The organism is Nitrosomonas sp. H1_AOB3 (genome assembly GCF_015709435.1).
GTDB lineage: Bacteria > Pseudomonadota > Gammaproteobacteria > Burkholderiales > Nitrosomonadaceae > Nitrosomonas > Nitrosomonas europaea.
In genome coordinates, this window is record NZ_CP054389.1 from 2,483,104 (window position 1) to 2,504,555 (window position 21,452).

Genomic DNA, 21,452 nt, shown 5'->3' on the forward strand with positions numbered 1-21,452 from the left:
GATACTGATGTCATTACAGTCCTGGGCCTGGATTCACAAATGGAGCAGTATTGTTTGCACCTTGTTCATGCTGCTGTTGTGTCTGACCGGTCTGCCGCTGATTTTTCATGAAGAAATCGAGCATCTTAGCGGGGTGGTGGAAGCACCGCCCATGCCCAAGGGCACGCCGGATGCCAGTATGGATCGTATCGCACAGGTGGCGCTCGCACGCCGTCCTGGCGAAGTCATCCGCTTCATGTTCTGGGATCAGGAGGAGCATCCGGATCTGACCTTTGTATCGATGGCCAGTCGGGTCGATGCCCCGCCGGAGGAAAGTAATTCAGTGGTGATCGATTCCCGTACTGCCAAAGTGCTGGACGAGCCCAAGACCAATGAAGGCTTCATGTATGTGATGCTCAGGCTGCATGTAGACATGTTTGCCGATCTGCCCGGCACACTGTTTCTGGGCTTCATGGGCGTGCTGATGGTGGTGGCCATTGTATCGGGCGTCGTGCTGTACTATCCGTTCATGCAGCGGCTGAAATTCGGCGTGCTGCGCATGCAGCGCAGTGCACGAATCAAATGGCTGGATATACATAATCTGCTGGGTATCGTGACCGTGGTCTGGCTGACAGTAGTGGGTCTGACCGGCTCCATCAACACGCTGGACCGCATTATCCTGAGCCTGTGGCAAATGGACCAGATGGCTGAAATGACCGCACCCTTTAAAGATCTGCCACCCGTCACACAGTCTGCACATCTTGAAGCATCGCTGCGTGCTGCTCGCGCGGTGGCGCCGGACATGGAGGTACGACTGATCGCTTTTCCGGGTACGATGTTTTCCAGCCCGCATCACTATACCTTTTTCCTGAGGGGCAACACGCCGATCACATCGCGGCTGCTGAAGCCGGCGCTGGTCGATGCCAGCAACGGTGAGCTGACCGATTCACGCGATATGCCCTGGTATGTGAAGACATTGTTTTTGTCACAACCATTGCACTTTGGTGACTACGGCGGCCTGCCGCTGAAAATTCTGTGGGCAGTGCTCGACCTCATCGCCATCGTCGTGTTGGCCAGCGGTCTGTATCTCTGGTTGCGCAAACCCAAGACGACGGCAGCATCGGTTTCCAAAGCGGACGATGCTGTACTGCCTCTCGATGACGACCATACAGCACCGAACAACGCGATGGTCTATATCAATGAGAATAAGGATAGATGACATGACGAATCGGCTGGAATCGCGCACGATGTATACAAAGCACCGACAATCGGTTCGAGAAGTGTTTTTCATACCGACACTATTAAGCGTGGCAGTCCTGATCGGCCTGGTTTCCGCCCTCATCGGTGACGGTATCTGGGACGTAGTATCGTGGCTGACCATTCTGGCACCTGTTGTGGTGGTGATCCTGGCCTGGTGGCGTCGGGGCTAAGGAATCTCTGATCAAATCCCACAGGGCTGCACACTGTGTTTTGCGGATGGAATACAAGGCGAGTGAGGCAATGAATGGTTTTGGCCCCTTCACAACGAGCTCAACGCTACAGTCCAGTGCCCCACAAAGGGTTGTGACAAAATCATGTGCTCGCTATGTCGTGCTCCTTGCGACCATCATGATTTTGCCTGCAATGCGGCTCATGGAGGGTTTTATCAGACGTTCCTTAGCAATTCTTGCAGTACCTCTTCTGTCATACCGGCTTCCTGCGCCTTGGCGCCGACACGATCGCTGAAGCGCTGAAACTCAGCCACGTTTAGATTGACCAGTCGTTCGTATTCGTCCATCGACATCATCACTGCCACGTCCCGTTTCTGGCGCTGGATGATGACAGGCTCGCGCCGGGCTGCCTCGATGATTTCCAACAACCTCTGCCTGGCTTCATTAACTGTTACAGTTTGCATATTTACTTCCTTTGTAATATTTATACATATTGTGCATTATCACCGACATGACTGGTCAAGATGCCTTGCTGAAAGTGGCTCAAAGATGCCGGGTAGCGAAGTGAGATCGTAAGATGCTTGATATTCATTGATCGGGGTGCCCAAGATGAGGCACCTCTTACTTTTCTCGTCCTTACGAATGCCGTCAGGTGTGAAGCAATCCAGTAACAATACCGACAAGGTGAATTTCCTTCATCGCTACGGCAGTGTTGGATTGCCGCTCCGGTGAAGTATGGATATAAGAATGGCCTTGTTCCAGTTTTCACAGATAGGTCGCGCAGGGTTTATCCCGAAAATCGGGGTAATGCGATCGAATCATTTCCGGCAATGGCTGGAGAATAATCCGAGCGATATGGCTCGTACCTCGCCGCATCCTGTCGCGCTTGACCATCCTTGATCGATAGATGTATCGTAATACTATATTGAGATCGATGGAGGCTTGGCTATGACAGCGGTTACCGTTTCACCGAAGTACCAGATTGTAATACCGAAAGAAATTCGCGAATCAATGGGTATTGTGTCGGGGCAGAAAATCCAGGTTATGTCCTATCAGGGGCGAATTGAATTGATTCCCCTCAAACCCATGAAGGAGATGAGAGGTTTTCTCAAGGGTATTGATACTACCGTTACCAGAGACGAAGATCGGGTATGAGGTATGAATGTAGTTGATTCTTCCGCCTGGTTGTCCTATTTTGCGGGTGATGCAAATGCGCCGGTATTTGCAGGGCCTGTTGAGCAAATCTCGCAGTTGCTGGTGCCAGGCATCACCATAACGGAAGTTTTCAAAAATGTGTTACGCCAACGTGGCGAGGAGGCCGCTTTGATTGTGGTGGCTCACATGGAGCAAGGGCGAGTGGTGCCGCTGGATTCTGAGCTGGCAATGGACGCTGCAAAGTTTGGCGTTCTGTATAAGTTGCCATTAGCGAACAGCATCATATTTGCCACTGCGCATAAGTACGGTGCCACGCTTTGGACTCAGGATAATGACTTTGAAGGTTTGTTAAACGTCAAGTATGTACCGAAGAGCGGCACATAACGATTAGAGCGTTTTTCTTCTAGTTGGAATCGAGGGGATTCCCCTGTGGGTTAAAATAAGAGAGGATAGGGATGGAGGTGAGAGATGCCGAAAGCTTATTCTGAGGATTTGCGCCGCCGAGTTGTAGCGGACACGGACAAGGGTCTGAGTATCAGGGCTGTGGCTGATAAATATTCAGTCAGCCCGTCATTTGTATCGAAGATAACCTGCCTGTGGAAACAGGAAGGGAGCGTTTCCCCGCGCAGGATCGGGGGCTATCGGCGTCATGCGCTGGAAGCCCATACTGCTGAGGTCAGAGGCAAGCTTCTGGAGGACAAGGGCATAACGCTTGCGCAGTTACGCGATTGGATTGAAGAGGTTTTGGGGGTTCGTGTTCACGTTTCCTCGGTTGATCGGTTTATCCGCTCGCTGGGATACAGTTATAAAAAAAACACTGCGGGCCAGCGAACAAGAACGTGCTGACGTGGCAGCGGCAAAGCTCGTCTGGCAGGACTGGCAAAAGACCTGCGACTGCGCGCGCCTGATCTTTCTTGATGAAACGGGAGCAAGCACAGACATGACGAGGCGGCATGGCCGCTGCCCTGTGGGAGAGCGATGCTATGACCATGCTCCCGGCGGTCACTGGAAAACCATGACTTTCGTTGCCGGACTGCATCTTGATGGTCTGCTTGCGCCGTGGTGTCTGGATGCTCCCATGAACGGCGCAGCTTTCCTGGCTTATGTGGAAACCCAGCTTTGCCCTGCACTCAAGCCAGGTGATATCGTCATCTGCGACAACCTGAGCAGCCACAAGGTTACCGGCGTCCGGGACATGATCAAGGACAAAGGTGCAGAAATCCTTTATCTGCCACCTTATTCTCCCGACCTCAACCCCATTGAACAGGTCTTCTCCAAAATCAAAACCCTCCTGCGTAAAGCCGCCGAACGATCCTTTGATGCTCTCTGGGCCGCCATCGGGCGCATTATTGAAACCATCCGGCCCCAGGAATGCCGCAACTACTTCGCTAACTCCGGCTATGTGTCTAACTAAACGAGAAATGATCTAGTACGCTTAAGCTGATCAAAATTTCAGTTTCAAACCAGCACTAAACCAACGTGGCGCATTTCCACGTGCGCCGTCGGCTCCGCGGTGGGTAATCTTCTGCTCGTTGAAGACGTTATCCGCGCGTATCGCCAGTGTGATGAGCATATCCAAACTGAATTCTTCCCATTTCCCACGCATCAGATCCCTCGCTCGGAAAAATGCCCTGCTTCTACGGGGAATATGATCATACGAAACCCAACATGACTGTATCGTCTGGTGATAGTGACCTTGTTCAATCCCGTAAGCTTTTCTGGCTGATACATCGGCCAAATTGACAAAATCAGCTTGCGATGGCTCGGATTGAGTCTTGTGCGACATTATGTCACGTTCCAAATCCTGCTTCTGTTCTGTATAACTTCTCCATATTGAGCATACAGCTCATGATTAGGAGAAAAAAAGAGTGAAAGAATCCTCTATCACCCTACTGTGGATTCTATTAGGAATAGCTCTAAGCAATCCACTGTTTGGGGCTGAAGAAGACCGCGTAGTGAAAAAGAAGCGAGATGTGAGGATAGAGGAAGGGCAGGCTGCTCGTGATGTAGAAACAGCAGTATCAACAGGGCCTGTCACGCAGTTGCCGGCGGTGGCAGTCAGGAGTACCTCTGTTTATCCAGAAACGAGAGGCTACACCACCAACCGTGCTGACAGCCTCATTAGGACGGATCTGCCCCTGAGCGATATCCCCGCTTCAATCCAGGTGGTACCACATGAAGTGTTGCGCGATCGCGCTGTGACCCAGCCTAACCAATTGCTCGAAAATGTCAGCGGTGTGCGAGCCGAAGCCAGCTATGGTGGGAATCGCGGAATGTTTTTCAATATACGCGGCTTCACTACCCACAGCAGCAGTCGCGATGGATTCCAATACAACGGCAACCTGGTTACCCGCGATGTGCAGAACATCGAACAAATTGAGGTGATGAAGGGGCCGTCTGGCGCGATCTACGGCGGTATTGGTTCGCTAGGTGGCCAGGTTAACACAGTTTCAAAACGACCACTTTACTACAATTATGGTGCAATCAATCTGCTGTGGGGGAATTACCAACAATGGCGACCGACCTTTGACATCAACCGCGTCTTGGGTAAAGGTTTTTCCGTAAGATTGAACGGTGCGTATGAGAACAACCGCACCTTTCGTGATGGTGGCGGATTCGAATCATATTCCCTGGCCCCGGCAATATCCTGGCAAGGAGAAAGAACCAGCGTCACGTTACTAACGGAATACAATCGCCTCGAGCAGGATCTATTCGACTTCGGCCTACCTAATCTGACGAACTACCGTCACCTCTCCCGTACCCGTTACTTCGGGCTGCGCAATGGGGACCACCCTGGCCTTCCAGGCGATTACGGACTCAACGAGACTTACGTGGGTACCGCTATCCTCCATCACCAGCTGAGCCAAGCCTGGAATCTTCGGATCGCCGCACAGTACCACAGAGCCACTCAAGATTCGACCCAGTCCTTTCCTGACAATTACCTGTACACCGGCGACAATAAGCTACACTTCACGAACTACAGCAATGGCCATGAGTGGTCTCGCGGACACACCGTACAAGCTGAGTTGCGCGGACAGGCCCATACCTGGGGATTTGAACACAATTTGCTGTTCGGCACGGAATACAGAAATGTCACAAACGGGTTTAATAATACCGACCAAACGGGTTTTGTCCTCGACCTGTTTGATCCTGGCATGCGCCCTGCTCATCACGAGCCCATCATTCTGGGTGAAGGTTATAATGAGGGCCGGGGAGACGATATTGGAATTTATGCACAGGACCTATTGACACTGACATCTGCGGTGAAGCTGTTAGCCGGTCTTCGACTGGATCGTTTCCATAACGAAGCCGAGAGCAGCGGTTATACGAATAGCGCGAACCAGATGACGCTGTCTTGGCAGGTCGGTGCGGTGTGGGAGTTAAATCCGACAGCTGCGTTGTTCACCCGTGTGGGTCGGTCGCACTCCCCGAATATTACACGCAGCATCGATGCCAGCGTGTTTGACGCTGAAGTTGGTACTCAGAAAGAAATCGGTGTCAAATTTAACTTTTTCGAACGACGACTGAACGCTACGCTAGCAGCCTATAAGCTAACCCGCAGTAACGTTCTGACCAGCGATCCGAACGACCCTCAACGAAGCATTCTTGCGGGAAGTCAATCCAGCCACGGCTTCGAACTCGATGTCAATGGTGAGTTGACACGGCGCTGGAAGGTAATTGCCAGCTATGCCTATACCCACGCCGAAGTGAAAGCGGATGGCTTCTTCCCGGTCGGCGATAAGCTGCCCGATGTACCTCGGCACAGCGGCAATCTGTGGACGACCTACGAACCCGGTGGTGTTCTGCAAGGCCTCGGTGTGGGCGGTGGCATCTATGCTGCCTCATCGCGCCAGGCAACTCTGCCGAATTCCCACAAACTGGGTGCCTACGTACGCATGGATACCACCGCCTACTACGACACTGGTAACTGGCGCGCCCAGTTTAACGTCAACAATCTGTTCGACACCAAGTACTACTACAGCGGCGCGAGCGGTGTCTACAACTACACCCTAATCCCCAATCCGCCGCGCACATTTTTACTAACGCTGTCTTACCGCTTATGAGTCGGGCGCTGGTGTTTACTCGATTACGATCTGAATGAAACCGGCACCGCTCTGCTTCCACATTCATCTCGGGGTGCGAATAGCATGGTGGATTCAATCAAAGTCGGTCCCTTGATTCGGATTTCAGTAGAGCAGGTAAGTACACAAAAACTGCCAAAGGAGACGTAACTCATGAAAATGATTGAACAGTGGTGGACTGAACCCGATGTTGGTGACCAGTCGATGGAGGACGAGCATGGCGAGTTCTGGGAGCGAGTTGCCTCGCAGACCTTTGACGTTAGCCTTACAGACAAAATCCTGCTGGATTTTGGTTGCAACCAAGGTGGATTTCTGCGCAAGCTGTACGACGAGCACAAATTCCGCCAGGCCGTTGGCGTCGATCTGGCCCGTGTGATTTGTGTCGATGGCAGCAAGTACGATTTCAGCGATTGCGACTTGGTGTTCGTGTCGAACTGGATCGCCGACAAGCAACCTTTGTTACGCCATCTGCGGAAGTTCACCAATATCCAGCACTTCATCTTCCGCAGCGCGCCCCGTAATAGCCTGGGTTTCATTATCAATGACATGATTGATCCCAATCGTGTCTGCGAGCATGGTTTCAGGTTCCGACATCAGACAGAGAAACGGCCAGGTCTCTCCCTGATCTCGCTGATATTCAGTCTGCTGAGGCAATCGGAAGCCACCGAATCGACAGAGACCATCTGTCGTGCCGATGATGAGCCAGCCGAGATAGCCACTATATAGTGTAGTCACAAGATATCAGCCCAGAGGGCGATACATCTAATTTGCACGACAGCAAGGAAAGAAGAGGTGTTTTTGGCGTATCTTGTAGCGATGCCACGCCATCTTTTGAGATGAAGAAAAGCATTTTCGACGAGATGCCTCAGCTTATACAGTTATTTATCGTAAGGTCTTTGTATTTTTCGATTCTTTTTTGGCGGGATAACAGCTTCCATTCCCTGTTTTTCCGCCTGTTCAACAATGGCATTACTGTCATAGCCACGATCTGCCAGCAGATGATCTGCATCAATCCCTTCGATCAGGCGGCCAGCCTGCGTGCAATCAGCAGTGGTACCTTGTGTAACAAGGATTCTGACCGGCATACCATGCGCATCCACGGCCAGATGTATCTTGGTGTTGAGCCCCCTTTTGTCCGATTCATATCCTGATTACCTCCTCTGGCTCCACTGGCGTGTGGATGAACTTTACAGTGACTGGCATCCATTATCAGCCATTCATAATCTGGATCATCAATCAGGATTTCCAGCAATTTTTCCCAGATACCTTTGTCACGCCAGCGAATGAAACGGCGATGAGTATTGCTCCAACCCCCGTAGTCCGGCGGTAAATCCCTCCATGGGGCTCCTGTCCGTATAATCCAGAAAACAGCATTGATAAACTGACGATTATCTGTGGCTACCCCTCCCCATGCCCCTTCTCGGCCTGGTAAATGCCCCTCAAGTAGCGACCATATCCTATCTGAAATATCATGCCTGCGATGTGAATGTGTCATGCGAGCCCCTTTAATTTCTTAAAAGAATCTCATATTTCTTATCTCATGACTACACTATCTAGCTTTGCATATGAGAAGGATAGGGCGTGCAAAGATCTTACAAGTAGGCTCCCTTGTCTACTATCTCACATCACAGAAGGTGATACGAGATGGTAGTACCATCCACCTTCGCAACGGTTCTCGGAAATTATTACAGGTCTTGATGAGGGAGAGCCCGAACGTGGTAACGAAGGATCGCCTGGAAAGTCTACTCTGGGGTGAGGATCGACCCGATAGAGACCTTTTACGTACACACATCTACGAGTTACGCAAAAGCATCGACGGTGATTATCCATTGAAGTTCGTGCAAACTGTTCCCAAGGTTGGCTATCGGATTGTCGATCCAGAGCTTGGTCCATGATTAATCGTTCGCGCCTGAGAAGACTGATCGTTATCAGCCTGGTCAGCTATACGGTCGTGCTGTCGCTGACGGTTTCGCTACATGGGTACTTAGTCAACGAGTATATCGAAGAGCTGATATGGGAGTCGATGCTGGAGAGTGAGATGGCCTATATCAAGCGGAAAATTGCCCAGGATCCAGAATATGATTGGTCGGGCCTTGATCGGTTCCACTGGTATGACGAGCATCGAGACTCGTCCATACCACCGCAATTCCAGGCATTGCCAGCCGGTATGCATGACGAGGTCAGAATTGATGGTAGTGAGTTTGCGATATTGATAGAAGATGGCCCGGAAGGGCGCAAAATATTGGCACTTGATATCACCGATCTTGAGAACAGGGAACTCATGATTGCTTTTGCCATTGTCGTCTCTACCGTATTGCTGATTACAGTTCTTACTCTGCTTTCTTTCTATAGCGTCGATCGGCTGCTGCGGCCATTGACACGCATGGCAGATGAAATATCGAACCTCAGCCCTGATGGCGAAGGACCAAAGATTCCTATTGGCGATAAGGATGCTTATGAAACCTATATTATCGCTGACGCCATTAACCGTTTTACCGATCGAATCCAGGAATATGTCGAGCGTGAACGTAATTTCATCAACACAGCCAGTCATGAGTTGCGCACACCTATTGCAGCCATGTCCGGAGTGACCGAAGTAGTATTAGATCACCCCGATACCACGTCAGCCATTAAGCCTCATCTGCTTCGGTCCAGGCGCATCATCAGTCAGATGGAAGATCTGGTGGAAATTCTTCTCGCGCTTGCACGTGCTCCGGATACGCTCATCAACAATAATGAAAACATTGACGTCCGGGCAGAAATACCGGCCATTGTGGCGGATCACGAATATCTTTGTCGGGGAAAAGACCTGCTTCTAGCTGTGGAAATCGAATCTCCAATACCAGTCGTTGACCACTTCATATCGTTCGTGTCGCAATTGATAACCTGGTGCGCAATGCAATCGAGAACTGTGACCGTGGTGTTATCCGTATTTATTCAGAACACCCTGGAACAATTACGATTGATGATCCAGGGTACGGTATGTCCCCAGTGGAGATAAGCAGGATCTATACCCAAATGGCTAAGTCTGGGCAATACATACCAGGAGGAATTGGCATTGATCTGATCATGCGTATCTGTACCCACTTTGGCTGGAAACTTAATTTCGAATCGGTTGCCGGCAAAGGAACAAAGGCAATATTGAGCTTTTATTAAAACTGGTTCCACTAAGCCAGCGCGAGTCCGCCGGGATTCCTCCACTCCGGCGATACCCCGCAGCATACATTGACACCGGCATTATGGACTTTTTCCAGAGTACCCAGCTGATTCTCATAATCACGGGTAGTAATGATTTCACCCCCCCTCGATCACGAAAAGAACCTGCCTGGCAGAGACTTTACTTCCGGCCTTACAAAGTACACGCCGCAATACTCCGCTGACAGGTGCACTAATGGTAAATTCCATTTTCATCGATTCCAGTACGGCCAGATCATCACCGACATTCACACGCTGTCCTTCACTTACCAGCAATTTCCACACGATGCCGGTTACATGCGTGTGTACAGCATGCGCTCCTGCCGGGATAGTAATATCAGCCGGAGTAGAACCATCTTCCAGAATTTCACTGGTGGTGTAATTTTCCTGACCTTCTGCTTTCCAGCGTTCGCGTTCGGCGATGTAAGCGGCCTTCTGCTTCGTTCTGAATGTGTCAATGGAGGCAGCATTCTCCTTCAGAAAATCGTTGTACTGTTTCAGACTGAAATGATCTTCCTCGATACGCAACGTGAATTTTCCGCTCGGAAAATCTTTGCGCATCTCGGCCAGTTCAGCTTCAGTCACGGGATAGAATCTTACCTGGTCAAAGAAACGCAGGAGCCAGGGTTTGCCTTCCCTGAAATCTTTTGTCTGAACATGCGTGTTCCACATCTGTACAGTACGCCCGACTAACTGATAACCCCCGGGGCTTTCCATACCATACACGCACATATAAGCGCCGCCGATACCCACCGCATTTTCCGGTGTCCAGGTGCGCGCCGGATTGTACTTGGTGGTTACCAGACGATGGCGCGGATCGACCGGGGTGCCAAGTGGCGCACCCAGATAGACATCCCCCAGTCCCATGACCAGATAGCTGGCATCGAAAACAATACGCCTGACCTCATCGATGCTGTCCAGTCCGTTGATACGGCGGATAAACTCGATGTTATCCGGATTCCAGGGCGCATCCTTGCGCACCGATTGCATGTATTTCTTCATCGCCAGCTGGACGGATGAATCGTTCCAGGATAGCGGCAGATGAACGATACGTGTCGGCACCTCCACATTTTCGATGGCAGGCAACTGTTTTTCTGCAGTGATCAGCGTATCCAGCAACCGTTTACGTGGCAATAATTTTGCGTCGAAACGGATATGCAGTGAGCGAATGCCGGGAGTCAAATCTATAATTCCCGGCAGATCACCACTTTCTACAGCCTGCTGCAACCATTCCATCAAAACATGGACACGGAAGCGCAGGTTGAAATCAAGCATCATCGGCCCGTATTCCACCAGCAAATTTCTGTCCCCGCCTTGCCGGTAAACCACCTGCACTTGCCCGCTGCTCTCAGGAATAGTGTGCAAAATCGGGCTGTCAGTAGTTGCTGCCACTTTCGCGCTGGTCGATACCGATGCTGCCTCTGGCAAACGCAAGTCACTGATGAGCGCATCTTGAACTGCTTCCAGTGTTGCAGCTTCGCCAGCCGATATCCGACGGAAAGTGATACGGTCACCCGGGCGCAGTTGTCCCATTTTCCACAGTTCAGCATGAACAAGCGTTACCAGGCAGACAAAGCCCCCCAGACTGGGACCATCCGGACCGAGTATCACCGGCAGATCCCCGGTGAAATCCACTGCGCCAATAGAGTAGGCAACATCGTGAACGTTAGAAGGATGCAATCCAGCTTCGCCGCCATCAGTACGTGCCCATTTGGGTTTCGGGCCAATCAGACGCACCCCGGTACGGTCGGAATTATGGTGTACCGTCCAATCGGCAGCAAAGAAATCAGCGACACCTTCTTCCGTAAAAAAGTCCGGCGCGCCATGCGGGCCGTACAGTACGGCAATTTCCCAGTGATGGGTATAGTGCGGAATGGATGCCTGCGGTAATTCACGCGCTACATAACTGCCATGATTATCTGCGACGATATTCAGTACATCGCCTGTTTGCAGTATGCGGCCTTCATGCCCGCCGAATTGACCCAGCATGAACGTAGCCTTGCTGCCGAGGTAGTCCGGAATCTGGATGCCGCCTTGAATCGCCAGATAAGCCCGGCTGCCCTGATCCAGTACATCACCGAACGCGAGTAGTGCGCCTGCTGCAACCTTGTGCGATTTCCACTGAGCCAGTGGTTTCCCGTTCAGATTTACCTCAACAGGCGCACCTGTCACCGCGATGACAGTGTCACAGTTGATGCGCAAGGTTGGCCCGGCAAAAGTGATCTCGATCGCAGCCTGCCCTTCTTCATTACCTGCCAGACGATTGGCCAGTCTGAACGCCAGATTGTCCATCGGTCCCGAGGGTGGTACACCGATATTCCAGTAACCCCGTCTTCCCGGATAGTCCTGTATGGTGGTTTGTATTCCCGGAACGAGCACATCGATGGTGGGCGCAGCTATCTTGTTCGTATCCAACGTTTTTTCAGACATCGTTATCTCCATGTCCAGCGTTACGTTCAAATTCAGAAATACCTGTGTTCGATATACGGGTGATCAATTCCAGACCAGTAAGCGAACAGGCGTAGGGTTATAGGCATTGCACGGATTATTCAGCTGCGGGCAATTCGAAATCAGTACCACCACATCCATCTCAGCCCGCATTTCCACATATTTGCCCGGGGCTGATACCCCATCTGCAAATTCCAGCTTGCCTGCTTCTGTTACCGGGACATTCATGAAGAAATTGATGTTGGCTGGAACATCTCGCTTGCTCATGCCGAGCCGCTCACACACCGGGTCATGTGCCAGGGCATATAGAAAGCTGTCCCGGCAACTGTGCATCGGATATTTATCGAGGGCATAGCGCGTAGTATTGCTTTCTGCTGCACAAGCGCCGCCCACCGTATCATGCCGCCCGCAGGTATCCGCCGTGATGACGAGCATGACATTGCCGAAATTGGAATACAGTTTGCTGCCGGTCGTCAGATACAGACTGTGCTGTCGACGTACCGTATCAGTGGCACTGTAACGTTCCGTTGCATCATGTGCGTTGTAAAACAGCGTATCCACCGCCTGATTACCTTCGAGATCGACGATACGAAATATCTGCCCCTTCTTTATTTCCTTGACCCAGGGTTCGCCTGCGTCACAGATCTCGTTTATGACTGCATGATCAGGATTCAGTGTACTTTCAACCAGGTTTTGTGCGCTCATTTAGCACCTCCATAAGCATAAAGACGTCGGGTATTTTCCAAACCACGTGCATTCTCCGCGATATGTGCACAGGCTCCTGTCACTGCAGGTGTCGACGGAAACACTGCCAGGTTAACTGCACCGGGACGATAGGTTGCTGCCGGATCGAGCGGATGTGGTGCAGCGGACAGCACCACCAGTGTATCCATTGCAAACGCCAGATCCACGTGGTCACCCGCTTTGCTGTGACTGACATGAAACTGCAGCTCCCCGGAAGAATCGGCAGTCACTTTGCTGAAAAAATTGATGTTGGAAACCACGTCACGTCTGCCCAGGCCCCATTTCCCCAACTCGACCAGCATCCCGTCGAGCCCGTTACGGTACATATCATTACGAAGCTCCTGATACCGGCCCGTACCGTATTTCTGCTGTATCAGCTCAGCATCGCTCAGGCCACATACGGTATCGTGCCAACCGGCAGTATCTTCGGTGATACAGCAGAAAATCCGTCCCATATCGGAATGGCAGGCGTGCCCCTTGGTTAAACAGAAAGTATGTTGGGTCTTGAGCGTATCAGCCATGTTGTAACGCTCCAGCTTCTCTTCCAGGTTGTAAAATAACACTGCGGCGTTGGCCTCGCCTGATACATCTGTCAGGCGCAAGGTCGTTCCCCGGCGCACGACACCAGACCAGTGGCTGCCACCGGGGAGATGTGTTTCCCAAAGATAGGTCGTTACCTGATTCATGTTTTACCTCCTCATCATCATTGGACTTCAGTTGATAACCGTACAAGCCAACCGCTGTAAACAGAGTTTCTGCCAATCTACTTCTGCAGATCGTCCGCAACAGTACCGCTCAGAGCCCTCTTCATCCGACGCTTGTGGCCCATCTGCACGTGCAGCGTCGTCAGAGCCAGTATGGTGCCCAGCACCAGAGGTACCGCCCAGAGCTGCCACCATGGCGCTCCGGGGGCTGCCACATATTCCCGCGGCCAGCCGATATTGATCAGTTCGAATAATGCCCAGACAAAAGCCACGGTGTTGATCACCAACCCCCATCTTCCCAGCCTGAACGCGCCCAATGCAGGATTCCACCGCCCCATCAGGCGTGCGTATAGACCAACGCCCGTGGTCATGGAAAACATGGCGTACAGGCCACCGGTACCGAAAGCGATAATGGTTGCAACGGCCCCGTCATTCAGTCCGAAAAGCAACCCGAGACCTGCCATGAGCACGGTCCCGCCGATTGCATTGCGCGGCAGTTGCGTTTTTCTTGTTACCTGTGAAAAGAAAGCGGGCAAATTACCTTCACGCGCCATCGAAAAAACGATGCGTGAAACGTAATTGACCACTGAGGATCCGCAGGAAAGAAAGGCTGTCATGACAATCACCAGAAACGGTTTTGCGGCCCAGGCTCCGATCGTGCTGGTAATGATCGGCGAGATAGGGTCGGATGTAGCGCTGGCCTCGACCAGCGTATCGTGACTGATCGACAACGTTAGGGCAGAGGAATTGAAGAGCACTACACTACCTACTGCCAGCAGAGACAAGAAGATTGCACGTGGAATCATTCTTTCGGGATTGTGTGCTTCCTCAGCAATAGTCGAGCAGGAATCAAAACCGATGAATGCCCAGCCTGCGATGGCCAATGCTGCCAGGAAGGCAGTCAGGCTGGTGGGTGCAAGTCCCGTTCCCAGATGTTGAAATAACTCCGAAACCGGATAGATTCGAAAGAAGAAAAACAGGACCAGTGCCACACATATCGAACCCAAGACTTCGGCACTAACACCCAGCAGATTGATTACCTTGTAAACTTTCTGATTTACTATGTTGACTGTGGTGCAAATCAACAGGAATACAACTCCCCACAGGACTGCCGAGGCTCCCTGTATATCTCCTCCCACAATCACCGCGGAAAGCCACATTCCACCCGTATACGCAGTCGTAGTCAGCATGGCGATCGTCGAACTGACATAAATGGCCCCGGCATACTGCCCTGTTCTGGGCCCGATCAGATGCCGGGACCATTTATAAGCCCCGCCTGCAATGGGAAATTGTGAGGAAAGCTCGGCATAGACGGTTGCTACCATGAGTTGCATGAACAAACTCAAGATGAGTGCGGCAATCCACCCCCCTCCCGTCACCAGATTCTGGACTCCGAAAATAGCGTATAACCCTACTACCGGTGACACGACCGAGAACCCCAGCGTGAAACAGTTCCATACGCTCATGCTGCGACGAAGCTGGCCTGTTTCGTGAATGATCTCGCCCCCTGCTTCGGCTTCACCAGCCGATCTGTTATTGATCGCAGAAAAAGGACCTTTCTTTTCGTCTACCGGCATACTGGTTCCTCCTTGAAAATTAAGGGCGCTATATGCCAACAGGAGGCAATGGAATCTGCTGCCGGAAAACAATACCTGACAGCAAGAGATATCAGCTCGAAAGTGCTGCTACTGGAAAAATGGATATGTAACCGAATGCCAACAGGCAAATGGCAACCGGCTATCGATGAAAAAGGAAAAACATGAGGAAAATCTGGATTCTGAACTGCAGCGCACACACGCGATAGTTTTTCCACTCTGGCTCCCGGTAGTTAATGTATTGAACATAACCTCCCGGGCTTTTATCCCTCCGTGGAACCCTGCTGGCAGGGCCCGAAACTCTCGGACCAGTCACTTTCCCTGGGAAAGCCGGAACCCTAGTTTCGTGAAACGACTGTGCTTCTGATGCCTTATCTGCCTAGAGACATGGCCTAGCTTCAACCATCACAGATAAAACATGGTGGTAATTATATACACCGGAATTTTTGAAAGACAAGAAAATATTATTGTTTCAGAAAAGATCAGCTGCCTATAAAATGGCACATATGTTTTGATTACGGCCAGCAGCACCGACATCATCGGCATCGACTGTACTGGTGGCTGATTGAAATTACTTCAGGCTAGGGTTCCGGCTTTCCCAGGGAAAGTGACTGGTCCGAGAGCTTGAGGCTTCGTCATACGAAGCTCCACGGAGGGATAAAAGCCCGGGAGGTTACATAATGCCAATGCATTATTGATTTCTGTCATTTCCTGACTCCTGGAGATTCGTTATATGTACTATCTGCTTACCTGCTTCTATTTCCGGCTTTACACCACGTTTCCTGTATTCTCCGCCCACGGCCCACCCTCTACGGGCAGCGAAGATCTGTATTTTTCATCGACTTTAAAAAATCTGTATTCGTTTCCGCTGGCACAGTCAGCATGTATCACAATATGGCCTGCTTGATCAGGTAGCACAGTAAGGGGAATTTATGTTTACAAAAGTTCTGATCGCCAATCGGGGCGCCATTGCCTGCCGTGTTATCCGTACTTTGCATCGGATGGGCATCGGGAGTGTGGCTGTTTTTACGAAAGCTGACGCGCTATCACGGCATGTGCTGGATGCTGATGACAGTATTTGTATCGGCGATGGACTTGCCAGCGAAAGTTATTTGCGTGCCGATAAAATACTGGAAGTTGCACACCGCACCGGTGCTCAGGCAATCCACCCGGGGTACGGATTCCTCAGTGAAAATGCTTCATTTGCCGAGCAATGTGCCGCAGAAGGGATTTGTTTTCTGGGCCCCACTCCTGAACAGATACGTACTTTCGGCCTGAAACATACCGCCCGTGCGCTCGCACAGCAACTCGACGCGCCGATGCTGCCGGGTACCGGATTATTGGAATACCTCGAAACCGCCTGCGAGGAAGCACACCGGATCGGTTACCCAGTCATGCTCAAAAGTACGGCAGGAGGGGGGGGGATCGGTATGCGCTTGTGCCGCAACCAGCAAGAGTTGATTGATGCCTATGAGTCTGTCAAAAATCTGGCACAAAGTAATTTCAGTAATGCCGGCTTGTTCCTGGAAAAATACATCGACCAGGCTCGCCATATCGAAGTACAGATTTTCGGCGACGGCCGTGGAAAAGTGATTGCATTGGGAGAACGTGATTGTTCCATGCAGCGGCGCAACCAGAAAGTGATCGAGGAAACACCAGCACCGGGTCTGTCGCCAGCAACCCGTAACGCGTTACAGGAAACAGCCATACGCCTGGGAGAATCAGTTCAATACCGATCTGCCGGCACAGTGGAATATGTCTACGACCCCTCGGTCGATCGGTTTTATTTTCTGGAAGTCAATACTCGCCTGCAAGTGGAACACGGTGTTACCGAGATGGTGACCGACATTGATCTGGTCGAATGGATGGTGCTGCTGGGTGCCGATGCTTTACCGCCACTGGAATCATTTACCATTCAACCGCAGGGAGCTTCCATACAGGCTCGTGTGTATGCGGAAAATCCAGCCAAGAATTTTCAGCCGGCCAGTGGTTTGCTGAGCGCTGTCGAATTTCCGGAAACTGCACGGATTGAAACCTGGGTAGATGCAGGTTGTGAAGTATCGGCCTTCTATGACCCAATGCTCGCCAAAATCATCGTTCACGCCAGCAATCGTGATCAGGCCATCGACCGTTTGATCGCTGCATTAGACAAAACCACGCTCTACGGCATTGAAACCAATCTGGATTATCTCAGGCAGGTATTATCCGGAACGGTATTCCGCAGCGGGCAGGTCAGCACCCAATTCCTTTCCGGGTTTCACTACCAGCCGCATACCCTGGATGTACTCAACGCCGGTGTACAGACGACAGTGCAAGATTACCCGGGCAGAACAGGCTATTGGAACGTAGGAGTACCTCCATCCGGTCCGATGGACAGTTTGGCTTTTCGTCTGGCCAATCATCTGGTTGGAAACCCCGATGATTCGGCGGGACTGGAGATCACTCTGGCCGGGCCAACGTTGAGATTCAACTGCAACAGTCTGATTGCAGTATGTGGAGCACCCATTGATGTCTGGCTGGATGGTGCCCCCCTGGAACAGTGGCGATCTCACTTCATCAAAGCAGGTTCGCTGTTACGATTCGGTAAAATCCGTCAGTTTGGCAGCCGATCCTGCCTGGCCATCAAGGGTGGGATTCAGGTACCGGATTATTTGGGCAGCCGCTCCACTTTTACACTGGGGCAGTTCGGCGGGCATGCCGGACGGGCGCTGTGCACCGGGGATGTGCTACATATCCTGCCTACAGAAGATGCTGAGCCAAAAGCACTGCTCCCCGAAAATATTCCCCATTACACCAGCCGGTGGGAAATCGGAGTCCTGTATGGTCCGCATGGTGCACCGGATTTCTTTACCGAGGCTGACATCGATGAATTCTTTACCACCGACTGGAAGGTGCACCACAATTCCAGTCGTACCGGTATACGTTTGATCGGCCCCAAACCACAATGGGCACGCAAGGATGGAGGTGAAGCCGGCCTGCACCCCTCCAACATCCATGACAACCCCTATGCAGTCGGTGCGATCGATTTTACCGGTGATATGCCCATTATCCTGGGGCCGGATGGCCCCAGTCTGGGAGGATTTGTCTGTCCCGCCGTAATTGTGCAAGCGGAGTTGTGGAAAACCGGGCAGCTCAAACCCGGTGACAGCGTGCGTTTTCACCCGCTTACAGCGGAACAGGCGCTAAAGCTGGAAAAGCAACAAGACAAGATGATCCAGCAGCCGGATTCCTTCACTCGCGTACCACCCGATATTTCTGCCTTCCCGGTTGAGCCAGGTCATCCTGTACTGCATCGGATTCCGGCAAATAACGGGCAGGTACAGGTGATTTACCGACAATCCGGGGATAAATATCTGCTGATCGAGTATGGCGAAGCGGTACTCGATATCGCACTGCATTTTCGCGCACATGCCCTGATGGCCTGGCTGCAGCACTGTGTTGAGAAAGGCGATCTGCCCGGAATTCTCGACATGACACCGGGCATTCGCTCTTTGCAGATACATTTCGATTCGCGGCTTCTGGATCGTGATCATCTCCTGAATAAACTCATTACCGCCGAGAAGGATTTACCGGCAAGCGACGATATGAAAATGCCTTCGCGTATCGTGCATTTACCCCTTTCCTGGGATGACGCTGCCACAAAACTTGCCATCGAAAAATATATGCAGTCAGTCCGGCCGGATGCACCCTGGTGCCCGAGCAACATCGAATTCATCCGGCGTATCAACGGGCTGGACAATATCGATGAGGTCAAACGTATCGTTTTCGATGCCAGCTATCTGGTCATGGGGCTGGGAGATGTCTACCTGGGCGCCCCGGTTGCCACGCCGATCGATCCGCGCCATCGGCTGGTCACCACCAAATACAACCCGGCACGCACCTGGACACCCGAAAATGCAGTCGGAATAGGAGGAGCCTATCTCTGTATTTATGGTATGGAAGGTCCCGGAGGATATCAGTTTGTCGGAAGAACAGTGCAGATGTGGAATCGTTACCGTCAGACCCGGGACTTTACCGCCGGTAAACCCTGGCTGCTGCGCTTTTTTGACCAGATCAGGTTTTATCCTGTTTCTGAACAGGAGCTGCTTGAGTTACGCCACGACTTTATCACCGGGCGTTTTACACTTCATACCGAAGATACCGTTTTCAGTCTGCGCAACTATCATGCATTCCTGCGTCAGCATGCAGACAGTATTCAAGCATTCAAAACCCGTCAGCAAAAGGCTTTTGAAGCTGAACGCGAGCGCTGGAAGATCGGGAACGTACAGGAAGAAAACAGTATCAGCGATGAAGGTGAAGGTGTGCTTGATAAACCCGGTATGCAAAATGCACCTGATTTACCCGACGGAGCATACGCCATCAGTTCAGATGTGACCGGTACCGTATGGAAACTGCTGATCGAAACCAGACAACCGGTCAATGCCGGAGATCCGGTCATCATCATCGAATCCATGAAAATGGAAATCACCCTGAGTGCGCCGGTCAACGGGATCGTGAAACAGATCAGCTGCAGACAGGGTGATTATGTATTTTCCGGCCAGATGCTGCTAATCGTTCAGGAAGAATAAGGGCTGCTGAAGGCGGGTGATGTCAGCTTGAGTGTAAGCTTTTGCCCGATGGAAAGCTGATCACTTCCCTTGTTCCATAAACGGATCGTTTTGATATCGATACCGTAGCGTTTGGCGATAGCGTGGAGCGTATCACCCTTTTTGACGGTATAAACGATGCGTTCTTCCGATGATTGAGAGCGCCTCGTAGCCGGTCGTGCCGGTTGTGTGAGCTGATAGTGTGCAAGATAGGTCATTTCTCTTGCACTGCTGCCGTCACGTGGCACCAGCAATATCTGGCCTTTTTTCAGAGTAGCACGTTCAGAAATGCCATTGATCTCAGCCAGCCGGGCAACCGGGATACGATACCGGCTGGATAAGTCGCGCAAGGTTTCCGTTTGCTCAATCTGGTAAATCCGCCACGACACCAGTGACTTGTCATAATTTTCGAGGTTGTCCACGAAAGTTTTGACTTTGGTAACGGGCAGCAACAGTGTCCGTGGAGAATCTTCGGCCTTGATGAGGGGTCTGTGATAGGCCGGATTCAACGCATTGAATTCGCTTTCTGAAATTCCGGCAAGCCGAGCGGCCAGTTGTACATCGATCTGCTGGGTGATCGTGATCTGTTCGAAATAAGGCCGGTTTGGAATGGGCTTCAGCTTGATGCCATAGCGGCGAGGATTGGCAATGATATTTCTGATGGCGATCAGCTTGGAAATATAGTTTCTGGTTTCAGCCGGAAGCCCGATTTCCTGGTAGTTGACAGATTTATTACCTCCATGACCTTCGTCGATCACTTTCTTCAGTGATCCCTGTCCCCAGTTGTAAGCAGCCAGTGCCAGCTTCCAGTTTCCAAACATTTTGTAGAGCATCTGCAGATAATCCAGCGCCGCCTGGGTAGCCGCGATGATATCGCGCCGTTCGTCATGCCACCAGTTCTGCTCCAGCCCGAACGCTTTTGCCGTCGAGGGAACAAACTGCCACAACCCCGCAGCATGCCTGTGAGAGTAAGCATCCGGATCAAACTCGCTCTCGATGATCGGCAGCAGCGCAATCTCAGCCGGCATGCGCCGACGTTCCACTTCTTCAATGATGTAAAACAGATAACGCTGACTACGTCCAACAATATGATCTATGAATCGCTGATTTTTACTGAAATTGCTTTCGTGCTGCCGTACTTCCTGGCTTTGAATGTTCGCCAGGGAAAATCCGGCTCGTACGCGCATCCATAGATCATCCTGCTGCTTGTGTGGTGGTACCTGATACTGTCTCGTATCCAGTACAGTGATACTTATATTTTTTTCTAAAGTTCTGCCGGCTTGCACCGTAACAGAGAGAGAAGCCAATACTACTGCGGCAATCAATACTAGTGAGGTATTCGATTTTGTCTTCATCCTGAATAAAATGAACGGTTCGCTCGCATAATTGATTTTCTGAAAATAAAAAAGGCTGGTCACCTGTATTTTTAATTTTAAAGTGAACCAGCCGGCCCGTTGTTATTCTACATGATTTTATCGATCGGCAATCGATTGATAAAACTGCCGGACGACAGATAATTTTTCATTTGCTACAA

General features: G+C 51.4%; 20 protein-coding genes, 1 pseudogene and 2 riboswitches. Of the genes and pseudogenes, 13 read left to right on the plus strand and 8 right to left on the minus strand.

Annotated features, from left to right (window positions below; translation table 11 throughout):
* The first annotated feature begins 7 nt into the window (after window positions 1-7).
* Window positions 8-1,198 carry a PepSY-associated TM helix domain-containing protein gene (locus tag HRU73_RS11610; RefSeq protein WP_287398785.1) on the plus strand — a complete coding sequence of 397 codons (1,191 nt, stop codon included), beginning with the start codon at window positions 8-10 and terminating at the stop codon, window positions 1,196-1,198.
* Between the two features lies 1 nt (window position 1,199).
* On the plus strand, window positions 1,200-1,409 hold the full coding sequence (locus HRU73_RS11615; protein WP_041356880.1) for a hypothetical protein: 210 nt from the start codon (window positions 1,200-1,202) through the stop codon (window positions 1,407-1,409).
* A 215-nt stretch (window positions 1,410-1,624) separates the two neighbouring features.
* Here the strand turns inward: HRU73_RS11615 and HRU73_RS11620 are convergent, their stop codons facing one another.
* On the minus strand, window positions 1,625-1,873 hold the full coding sequence (locus HRU73_RS11620) for a type II toxin-antitoxin system Phd/YefM family antitoxin (RefSeq protein ID WP_287398786.1): 249 nt from the start codon (window positions 1,871-1,873) through the stop codon (window positions 1,625-1,627).
* Between the two features lie 484 nt (window positions 1,874-2,357).
* On the opposite strand from HRU73_RS11620, the gene HRU73_RS11625 reads away from it, so the two are divergent.
* The 4 genes from HRU73_RS11625 to HRU73_RS11640 all read left to right on the plus strand — a co-directional run bounded on the left by HRU73_RS11625 (window position 2,358) and on the right by HRU73_RS11640 (window position 3,978).
* Window positions 2,358-2,564: an AbrB/MazE/SpoVT family DNA-binding domain-containing protein gene (locus HRU73_RS11625; protein ID WP_041356877.1), complete on the plus strand. Its 207-nt coding sequence runs from the start codon at window positions 2,358-2,360 to the stop codon at window positions 2,562-2,564.
* Between the two features lie 3 nt (window positions 2,565-2,567).
* The gene (locus tag HRU73_RS11630; RefSeq protein ID WP_287398787.1) at window positions 2,568-2,948 is read left to right on the plus strand and encodes a type II toxin-antitoxin system VapC family toxin; all 381 of its coding nucleotides are present in this window, start codon (window positions 2,568-2,570) and stop codon (window positions 2,946-2,948) included.
* An 84-nt stretch (window positions 2,949-3,032) separates the two neighbouring features.
* On the plus strand, window positions 3,033-3,410 hold the full coding sequence (locus HRU73_RS11635) for a winged helix-turn-helix domain-containing protein (RefSeq protein ID WP_287398788.1): 378 nt from the start codon (window positions 3,033-3,035) through the stop codon (window positions 3,408-3,410).
* 1 nt (window position 3,411) lies between these two features.
* Window positions 3,412-3,978, plus strand: coding sequence for an IS630 family transposase (locus tag HRU73_RS11640; protein WP_287398789.1), 567 nt, complete (start codon window positions 3,412-3,414; stop codon window positions 3,976-3,978).
* 30 nt (window positions 3,979-4,008) lie between these two features.
* Here HRU73_RS11640 and HRU73_RS11645 read toward each other — a convergent pair whose 3' ends face one another.
* The gene (locus tag HRU73_RS11645) at window positions 4,009-4,170 is read right to left on the minus strand and encodes a hypothetical protein (RefSeq protein ID WP_287398790.1); all 162 of its coding nucleotides are present in this window, start codon (window positions 4,168-4,170) and stop codon (window positions 4,009-4,011) included.
* Between the two features lie 262 nt (window positions 4,171-4,432).
* Between HRU73_RS11645 and HRU73_RS11650 the strand changes: the two genes are divergently transcribed.
* Window positions 4,433-6,628, plus strand: a complete 2,196-nt coding sequence (locus HRU73_RS11650) for a TonB-dependent siderophore receptor (protein ID WP_287398791.1) — start codon at window positions 4,433-4,435, stop codon at window positions 6,626-6,628.
* A 171-nt stretch (window positions 6,629-6,799) separates the two neighbouring features.
* Window positions 6,800-7,372 carry a class I SAM-dependent methyltransferase gene (locus tag HRU73_RS11655; protein ID WP_287398792.1) on the plus strand — a complete coding sequence of 191 codons (573 nt, stop codon included), beginning with the start codon at window positions 6,800-6,802 and terminating at the stop codon, window positions 7,370-7,372.
* A 5-nt stretch (window positions 7,373-7,377) separates the two neighbouring features.
* Here the strand turns inward: HRU73_RS11655 and HRU73_RS11660 are convergent.
* A pseudogene (locus tag HRU73_RS11660) lies at window positions 7,378-8,141 on the minus strand (IS5 family transposase).
* Between the two features lie 70 nt (window positions 8,142-8,211).
* On the opposite strand from HRU73_RS11660, the gene HRU73_RS13465 reads away from it, so the two are divergent.
* Genes HRU73_RS13465 through HRU73_RS13470 form a run of 3 tightly spaced genes read left to right on the plus strand, consistent with a single transcriptional unit; the run spans window position 8,212 to window position 9,802 of the window.
* Entirely contained in the window at window positions 8,212-8,541 is a 330-nt protein-coding gene (locus HRU73_RS13465; RefSeq protein WP_353765048.1) for a winged helix-turn-helix domain-containing protein, read from the plus strand.
* The gene (locus HRU73_RS11665) at window positions 8,538-9,647 is read left to right on the plus strand and encodes a sensor histidine kinase (RefSeq protein ID WP_281871744.1); all 1,110 of its coding nucleotides are present in this window, start codon (window positions 8,538-8,540) and stop codon (window positions 9,645-9,647) included. Before HRU73_RS13465 ends, HRU73_RS11665 begins: the two co-directional genes overlap by 4 nt.
* A complete protein-coding gene (locus HRU73_RS13470; protein WP_353765049.1) occupies window positions 9,536-9,802 on the plus strand; it encodes an ATP-binding protein in 267 nt (88 codons plus the stop codon). Before HRU73_RS11665 ends, HRU73_RS13470 begins: the two co-directional genes overlap by 112 nt.
* A gap of 138 nt (window positions 9,803-9,940) precedes the next feature.
* Here HRU73_RS13470 and HRU73_RS11675 read toward each other — a convergent pair whose 3' ends face one another.
* The 4 genes from HRU73_RS11675 to HRU73_RS11690 form a co-directional block, all read right to left on the minus strand.
* Window positions 9,941-12,271 carry a 5-oxoprolinase/urea amidolyase family protein gene (locus HRU73_RS11675; RefSeq protein WP_353765050.1) on the minus strand — a complete coding sequence of 777 codons (2,331 nt, stop codon included), beginning with the start codon at window positions 12,269-12,271 and terminating at the stop codon, window positions 9,941-9,943.
* A 63-nt stretch (window positions 12,272-12,334) separates the two neighbouring features.
* On the minus strand, window positions 12,335-12,994 hold the full coding sequence (locus HRU73_RS11680) for an urea amidolyase associated protein UAAP2 (protein ID WP_276818512.1): 660 nt from the start codon (window positions 12,992-12,994) through the stop codon (window positions 12,335-12,337).
* Entirely contained in the window at window positions 12,991-13,719 is a 729-nt protein-coding gene (locus tag HRU73_RS11685) for an urea amidolyase associated protein UAAP1 (RefSeq protein ID WP_287398793.1), read from the minus strand. The genes HRU73_RS11680 and HRU73_RS11685 overlap by 4 nt, the downstream gene beginning before the upstream one ends.
* A 77-nt stretch (window positions 13,720-13,796) precedes the next feature.
* Window positions 13,797-15,314 (minus strand): APC family permease, encoded by a 1,518-nt coding sequence (locus HRU73_RS11690; protein WP_287398794.1) that lies wholly within the window; start codon window positions 15,312-15,314, stop codon window positions 13,797-13,799.
* 48 nt (window positions 15,315-15,362) lie between these two features.
* On the opposite strand from HRU73_RS11690, the gene HRU73_RS11695 reads away from it, so the two are divergent.
* Complete coding sequence (locus HRU73_RS11695; protein ID WP_276677988.1) at window positions 15,363-15,500, plus strand: hypothetical protein; 138 nt, start codon at window positions 15,363-15,365, stop codon at window positions 15,498-15,500.
* 82 nt (window positions 15,501-15,582) lie between these two features.
* Window positions 15,583-15,685, minus strand: a riboswitch (guanidine-I (ykkC/yxkD leader).
* Window positions 15,686-15,902: 217 nt separating this feature from the next.
* Window positions 15,903-16,006, plus strand: a riboswitch (guanidine-I (ykkC/yxkD leader).
* 258 nt (window positions 16,007-16,264) lie between these two features.
* Entirely contained in the window at window positions 16,265-19,900 is a 3,636-nt protein-coding gene (gene uca / locus HRU73_RS11700) for an urea carboxylase (protein ID WP_287398795.1), read from the plus strand.
* Here uca and HRU73_RS11705 read toward each other — a convergent pair.
* Window positions 19,888-21,105: a transglycosylase SLT domain-containing protein gene (locus HRU73_RS11705; RefSeq protein ID WP_287398796.1), complete on the minus strand. Its 1,218-nt coding sequence runs from the start codon at window positions 21,103-21,105 to the stop codon at window positions 19,888-19,890. The two genes, uca and HRU73_RS11705, sit on opposite strands and share 13 nt — an antisense overlap.
* Window positions 21,106-21,452: the final 347 nt, after the last annotated feature.

Excerpts from the sequence above, each read along its gene's own strand:
- HRU73_RS11625 (WP_041356877.1), top strand. The coding sequence starts at position 2,358 with ATGACAGCGGTTACCGTTTCACCGAAGTACCAGATTGTAATACCGAAA.
- HRU73_RS11690 (WP_287398794.1), bottom strand. The coding sequence starts at position 15,314 with ATGCCGGTAGACGAAAAGAAAGGTCCTTTTTCTGCGATCAATAACAGA.
- HRU73_RS11675 (WP_353765050.1), bottom strand. The coding sequence starts at position 12,271 with ATGTCTGAAAAAACGTTGGATACGAACAAGATAGCTGCGCCCACCATC.
- HRU73_RS13465 (WP_353765048.1), top strand. The coding sequence starts at position 8,212 with ATGAGAAGGATAGGGCGTGCAAAGATCTTACAAGTAGGCTCCCTTGTC.
- HRU73_RS11630 (WP_287398787.1), top strand. The coding sequence starts at position 2,568 with ATGAATGTAGTTGATTCTTCCGCCTGGTTGTCCTATTTTGCGGGTGAT.
- HRU73_RS11610 (WP_287398785.1), top strand. The coding sequence starts at position 8 with ATGTCATTACAGTCCTGGGCCTGGATTCACAAATGGAGCAGTATTGTT.
- HRU73_RS11620 (WP_287398786.1), bottom strand. The coding sequence starts at position 1,873 with ATGCAAACTGTAACAGTTAATGAAGCCAGGCAGAGGTTGTTGGAAATC.
- HRU73_RS11680 (WP_276818512.1), bottom strand. The coding sequence starts at position 12,994 with ATGAGCGCACAAAACCTGGTTGAAAGTACACTGAATCCTGATCATGCA.
- HRU73_RS11665 (WP_281871744.1), top strand. The coding sequence starts at position 8,538 with ATGATTAATCGTTCGCGCCTGAGAAGACTGATCGTTATCAGCCTGGTC.
- HRU73_RS11705 (WP_287398796.1), bottom strand. The coding sequence starts at position 21,105 with ATGCGCGTACGAGCCGGATTTTCCCTGGCGAACATTCAAAGCCAGGAA.
- HRU73_RS11695 (WP_276677988.1), top strand. The coding sequence starts at position 15,363 with ATGGAATCTGCTGCCGGAAAACAATACCTGACAGCAAGAGATATCAGC.
- HRU73_RS11615 (WP_041356880.1), top strand. The coding sequence starts at position 1,200 with ATGACGAATCGGCTGGAATCGCGCACGATGTATACAAAGCACCGACAA.
- HRU73_RS11685 (WP_287398793.1), bottom strand. The coding sequence starts at position 13,719 with ATGAATCAGGTAACGACCTATCTTTGGGAAACACATCTCCCCGGTGGC.
- HRU73_RS11655 (WP_287398792.1), top strand. The coding sequence starts at position 6,800 with ATGAAAATGATTGAACAGTGGTGGACTGAACCCGATGTTGGTGACCAG.
- uca (WP_287398795.1), top strand. The coding sequence starts at position 16,265 with ATGTTTACAAAAGTTCTGATCGCCAATCGGGGCGCCATTGCCTGCCGT.
- HRU73_RS11645 (WP_287398790.1), bottom strand. The coding sequence starts at position 4,170 with ATGCGTGGGAAATGGGAAGAATTCAGTTTGGATATGCTCATCACACTG.
- HRU73_RS11635 (WP_287398788.1), top strand. The coding sequence starts at position 3,033 with ATGCCGAAAGCTTATTCTGAGGATTTGCGCCGCCGAGTTGTAGCGGAC.